The sequence below is a fragment of the Cytobacillus citreus genome (assembly GCF_018343665.1).
Classification (GTDB): Bacteria; Bacillota; Bacilli; order Bacillales; family Cytobacillaceae; genus Cytobacillus; species Cytobacillus citreus.
In genome coordinates this window covers 23800-29799 of record NZ_JAGYPM010000004.1, presented here as the reverse complement: position 1 = coordinate 29799, position 6000 = coordinate 23800, and the positions used below count along the sequence as shown (strand labels likewise).

3 protein-coding genes are annotated in these 6000 nt (G+C 39.1%); all 3 read right to left on the bottom strand.

The features are described from left to right. Positions 1 to 446: 446 nt before the first annotated feature. On the bottom strand, positions 447 to 1598 hold the full coding sequence (locus KHA94_RS16840; RefSeq protein ID WP_213103307.1) for a CamS family sex pheromone protein: 1152 nt from the start codon (positions 1596 to 1598) through the stop codon (positions 447 to 449). Positions 1599 to 1726: 128 nt separating this feature from the next. Beyond that, the gene (gene ligA, locus KHA94_RS16835; RefSeq protein WP_213103306.1) at positions 1727 to 3733 is read right to left on the bottom strand and encodes an NAD-dependent DNA ligase LigA; all 2007 of its coding nucleotides are present in this window, start codon (positions 3731 to 3733) and stop codon (positions 1727 to 1729) included. Between the two features lie 18 nt (positions 3734 to 3751). Next, positions 3752 to 5977, bottom strand: a complete 2226-nt coding sequence (pcrA, locus tag KHA94_RS16830; protein ID WP_213103305.1) for a DNA helicase PcrA — start codon at positions 5975 to 5977, stop codon at positions 3752 to 3754. Positions 5978 to 6000 lie beyond the last annotated feature (23 nt).

Sequence of the window (6000 nt, the reverse complement as noted above, 5' to 3'; positions counted from 1 at the left end):
ATGCGCTCTCCACCGATTACTAAATCATAATCTTGTCCTAAATAGCCTTCAACTGTTTTCAAACCAGCTAAATAGGCTTGACGATTTTCGTCTAATTTAAAATTAGTAAATGGTTCGTGTTTGTAAGGTTGTACCATCTTTACCGCCTCCAATATGTTTACCTATTGTTTTGATTATAACAAATGAACTCGCAATGAATGCAAATAACAAAGTTAAGTTTTTGTTATTTCAGCAAAGCGTTTGCATCCAGATTTCATTCTATCATGTTTTGATTCAACTCTTCAAACATTCAAGAAAATTATTATTGAAATTTTAAGAAAAAAACCTGGCATTAGCACATTCTCTGCGGCGAATGACCAGGTTTTATGCAATTTATTAGAAGAGACTTACCAATATTTCACTTCAGCTTTTTAACGTTCATAAACATAAACTTTGCCTAAAAAATATTATTGATAAATATGAACAAATGGCTCTTTTTCACCTGCTTTACGTACAATCAGAGCTTCAGGGCCATTTACTGAGGTTATGCTAACTTCAACCGAAATATATTCAGGGAAATGCTGCATAATAAGTCCTGTTACATATTGCGTAAAGCCAATCCCTTCTGCTTTCCCATAAAATTGAATAGGAATATTAATGGACAGCTCCCGTAATTGACCATCTGCATAAAAGGCTTTTCCGATCACTCCGTTGAAATTCGGAAAATAAGATTCCACATCCTGTTTAAAGTTTAAAAAGGCTAAGTGATCTTCCCGATGCTGCTTTTCTGCTTCTGATGATGGAAATTGGAAATATTTCTCATCTACTTTTTCCCAGCTTCCTAAGCTAGCGCTTCCTTCTGGAGCATTGGCATAAGCAAAGAAATTCCCTGGAACAACAGATGATTTACTTTGCTGTTCAAATAAAGCAATGGTAATAGGTACTTCTTCTAACCCCTTTATCTTCCTTAATCGCTTTAACACTTCTTCCGCAATCTTCTTTCCTTCTTTTTCAAGTTCCTTATGGTCAATTTTTGTTTCATAAGTCGGGCCATATTGAACCTTTTGATAATAATAGGTAGAATTCAGTGCCAGTCCAATGACTACCCCTTCTAACCGATACTTGCCTTCTTCAATTTCCACTAAATAATTTTGCTCTAAAATATGGGCCAAATATTTAGGGGTTTCATCATTTCCTTTTGGATCAAGAGGGTTAAGGCCAATATTATCCTCTTCATTAATCTTTTTTTCTTTCAATTGCTCAGGTGTGTATTTTCGATTTAGCCATTTACGAACCGTATCTTTTTTTAAATAAAGGCCCTCTTGAAATACATACTTTTTAGGATCATACTCCTTTTGAGCAACTCTCATTAGACCAGTCTCAAATTCAGTGATGTCATATTTGGAATTAATGTTTCCAACGACAAGTCCTCTTGACTCACTTGGCTTGAAGGGGGTAACAGTACGATAATATTCATCTGAAATTTGATAGTTAGGAATGATTACTTTCTCTTTAGCATCCTTCTTATCTTGGGCTACTTCTTCCTGTTTATCAAAATTTGGCGCACAACCAGCAAGAAGTAGGCTGAGAGAAAGAGCAAACATTAATATTTTCTTCACGGTATTCCCTCTCTCTTTCTTCACCTCTTGACCTTAAATAAATGGAGAACAAATACTTTATTGGTATCCATTCCATTCATACCCTCCCACATATTAATCGGAACAAAAGGTAATTACTTTTAACGATTTTATTCCATTAGTTCTTCGACAAGTCTCTCCTCATTCCAAATGTCGATTCCTAATTCTTGAGCCTTAGTAAGCTTTGAGCCAGCATCTTCCCCGGCAATCACGATATCCGTTTTCTTACTGACGCTTCCCGCTATTTTCCCACCCAAAGCCTCAATTTTTTCTTTCGCTTCATTTCTAGTCAGCTTTTCTAACTTTCCAGTTAATACAATTGTTTTTCCAGCAAAAATCGATTCAGCGTTTTCAGCCGAAACGGGCTTAGGCCCCTTGTAGACCATATTTACTCCTGCTGCTTGAAGCTCATCAATCAGCTCTTTCACTTCTTCCATATCAAAAAAAGTGACGATTGAATCGGCCATTTTCTCGCCAATTTCATTAATTGCTGTCAATTGTTCATGAGTAGCAGTCTGAAGATTCTCTAAGATATCGAAAGTTTGCGCTAGTGTTTTTGCTGCTTTTTCTCCAACATGGCGGATACCAAGACCAAATAGTAATTTTTCAAGGGAGTTTTGCTTCGAAGCCTTAATCGCCTCTAGTAAATTATAAACCGATTTTTCTCCCATGCGCTCTAATTGAATTAATTGCTCGTAGGTGAGTTTATATAAGTCAGCTACATCTTGAATAAGATTTTCACTAAATAATTGACTAACGACCTTTTCTCCTAAACCATCGATATTCATGGCGTTTCGAGAAACGAAATGAATAAGGCCTTCACGGATTTGGGCTGGGCATTTTGGATTTATACAGCGTAATGCAACCTCCCCGTCTAGTCGGACAAGCTCACTTTCACATTCAGGACAATGTGTAGGCATATGAAATTCGATTTCTTCACCCGTTCTTCGGTCTGCAAGAACATTCACAACCTCAGGAATGATATCCCCTGCTTTTTTCACAACAACCTGATCTCCAATTTTTATATCCTTTTCCCGAATGAGATCTTCATTATGAAGGGAAGCACGCTGAACAGTTGTTCCAGCAACACGGACAGGATCAAGAATGGCTGTCGGCGTCACAACTCCGGTTCTCCCTATACTCAGCTCTATCCCCTTTAAAGTCGTAATGACTTCTTCAGCAGGAAACTTATAAGCAATCGCCCAGCGCGGACTTTTCGCTGTTGCTCCAAGTTCTTGCTGCTGATCAAGCGAGTCAACCTTTATTACAATTCCATCAATATCATAAGGTAAATTAGGACGTTCATTTGTCCACTTTTGAACATATTCAATGACTTCCTGAATGTTTTCACACTTTCTTCGCTCTTTATTCGTCTTAAATCCAAGTGTGTCTAAAAATTCTAGTGCTTCACTATGCGATTCAATTTCCGTTTCGCCTGTATTTGTTATGTTATATAAGAAAATATCAAGATTCCTTGACGCAGCAATGCGAGGATCTAGCTGCCTTAAGGAGCCAGCGGCCGCATTTCTTGGGTTGGCAAAAACTTCTTCACCCTTCTCCATTCTCTGCTCATTCAATGCTTCAAATGATTTCCTCGGCATATAGGCTTCTCCACGGACTTCAAGTGTCACTTGCTGCTTCAACCGCAGAGGGATTGATCGGATGGTTCGTAAATTAGCGGTAATATTCTCTCCTGTTTGACCATCACCTCTTGTTGCGCCTAGAACAAATAGCCCTTGCTCATAGCGAAGTGAAATAGCCAATCCATCTATTTTCAGTTCACAAACATAGGAAAAGTCATCCTCAACAAGTTGCCTCACGCGGCGGTCAAAGTCCAGTAAGTCTTGCTCGCTAAAGGCATTACTCAGACTAAGCATTTGAGACTGGTGCTGGACTTTTTCGAACAAATCCAGAACTTCTCCACCTACACGCTGTGTTGGTGATTCAGAGGTTTTCAGCTCAGGGTATTGCTTTTCTAATTCCGTTAGTTCTCTCATTAGCCTATCATATTCTGCATCAGGAACTGACGGCTGATCAAGAACATGGTATTCATAATTATATTGGTTTAGGAGATTTTGCAATTCCTTTACTTTCTTCTCTGCCATTTGAAAGTCCATTTATTCAACCTCCCATGATTATCCTTTTGTTATTGGAGCAAATTTAGCAAGCAATCGTTTAATGCCAACTGGCTTAGGAAAAGCAATATCTAGTTCGATACCTTCCCCTTCTCCTTTTACACTAACAACCGTACCTGTTCCCCATTTTCCATGTACCGCTTTGTCGCCAACCTTCCAGGCAAGTTCATCTCCACCCGTAGTGTTCATAGCTGGTCGAATCACTGGTTTTCTTGGCAGCGGCCTTGAAGCTGAAGAACCGAACGCAGAATTTCCAAAAGGAGAGCCTGATTTTTGAACCGGCTTTAGCCCATCTAATAGATCTTCTGGTATTTCTTTAATAAAGCGCGATGGCGCGTTCATGCTCGTACGGCCGAATAATGTCCGCATTTGTGCATTGGAAATAAAGAGTTCTTCTTCTGCTCTCGTAATCCCCACATAAGCAAGCCTGCGTTCCTCTTCCATTTCCGCTTCTTCCATTAAGGATCGGCTGTGAGGGAATACCCCTTCCTCTAATCCGATTAAGAAAACGGTAGGAAATTCTAGTCCTTTTGCTGAGTGGAGTGTCATTAAGACAACAGCATCCGCCTTTTCCCCGTCTTCATCGAGCTTATCAATATCTGCTACAAGGGCTAAATCCGTTAGAAAAGCAACAAGGCTTTTATCCTCGCTTGCTTCTTCAAAGCTTTTCGTAACAGAAAGGAATTCTTCTAAGTTCTCAAGACGACTTTGCGCTTCAAGTGATTTCTCTGCAATGAGCATTTCACGATAATCAGACTTGTCTAGCAATTCCTCTACTAATTCAGTAACAGAAATGTATTCCTGCATTTGCGTATAATTTTTAATTAAATCCCTAAAGTCAGCTGCTGCCTTTGTAATTTTAGGACTCAAGCCAATCAATTCAATCGAATCTAAAGCTTGAAACATAGTCATATCATGAAGCATTGCGAAGTTTGCAATTTTATCAATCGACCCTGAACCGATCCCACGCTTCGGTACATTAATAATTCTTTGCAAACTAATATCGTCATCTGGATTTGCAATCAGGCGAAGATAGGCAAGAATATCTTTAATTTCTTTACGATCATAGAACTTAATGCCGCCGACAATCGAGTACTCAATATTCGATTTCAGAAGCACTTCCTCCATCACACGAGACTGAGCATTCGTCCGATATAAAATGGCAATGTCAGATAAATTGCGCTTATAATCGCTTGTGAGTTCTTTAATTTTTCCTACAACAAATTGAGCTTCACCTTGCTCGCTGTCCGCACGGTAGTAAAAAATCTTATTCCCTTCATCATTATCAGTCCAAAGATTTTTCGGCTTTCTGTTCATATTTCTAGAAATAACCTCATTGGCTGCAAGAAGGATTCTTTTCGTAGAACGGTAATTTTGTTCAAGCAAAATGACTTCAGCATTTGGATAATCTTTTTCAAATGAAAGGATATTCGCAATATCCGCTCCGCGCCAACGATAAATGGACTGATCCGAGTCCCCGACGACACAAAGGTTTCTGAATCGAACTGCTAAAAGCTTTACTAGCATATACTGCGCTCTGTTCGTATCTTGATATTCATCAACATGGATATACTGAAATTTTCGCTGGTAGTACTCAAGCACTTCCGGAACACGCTGGAATAGCTGGATGGTTATCATAATGAGGTCATCGAAATCCAAAGCTTGGTTTCTTCTTAGCCTTTTTTGATATTCTGTATAGACATCACTTACAACCTGCTGATAATAGTCACCTGATGTTTTTGCATATTCCTCGGGTGTTGTTAGCTCGTTCTTAGCAGAGCTAATTGATCCAAGCAATGCACGAGGATCGTATTTTTTCGGGTCTAGATTTTTATCCTTCAAGATCCCTTTAATAACGGATTGCTGATCCGTTGTATCTAGAATCGTAAAATTGCGGTTAAAGCCGATCCTGTCGATATCTCTTCTTAAAATCCGGACACACATCGAGTGAAAGGTTGATATCCAAATCTCATCTGCCACGCCGCCCATCATCTTTTGGATTCTTTCACGCATCTCCCGTGCAGCTTTATTCGTAAATGTAATAGCCAAGATATTATAAGGATTGACTCTTTTTTCTACCATCAAGTAAGCAATACGATGGGTTAATACTCTTGTTTTTCCACTGCCGGCCCCTGCCATAATCAAAAGCGGACCATCTGTTGCCTTTACGGCTTTTTGTTGTTCTGGATTTAATCCGTTTAAAAGCTTATCTGTTAAAAAATTCATTTCTATCCTTCACCACCATACAA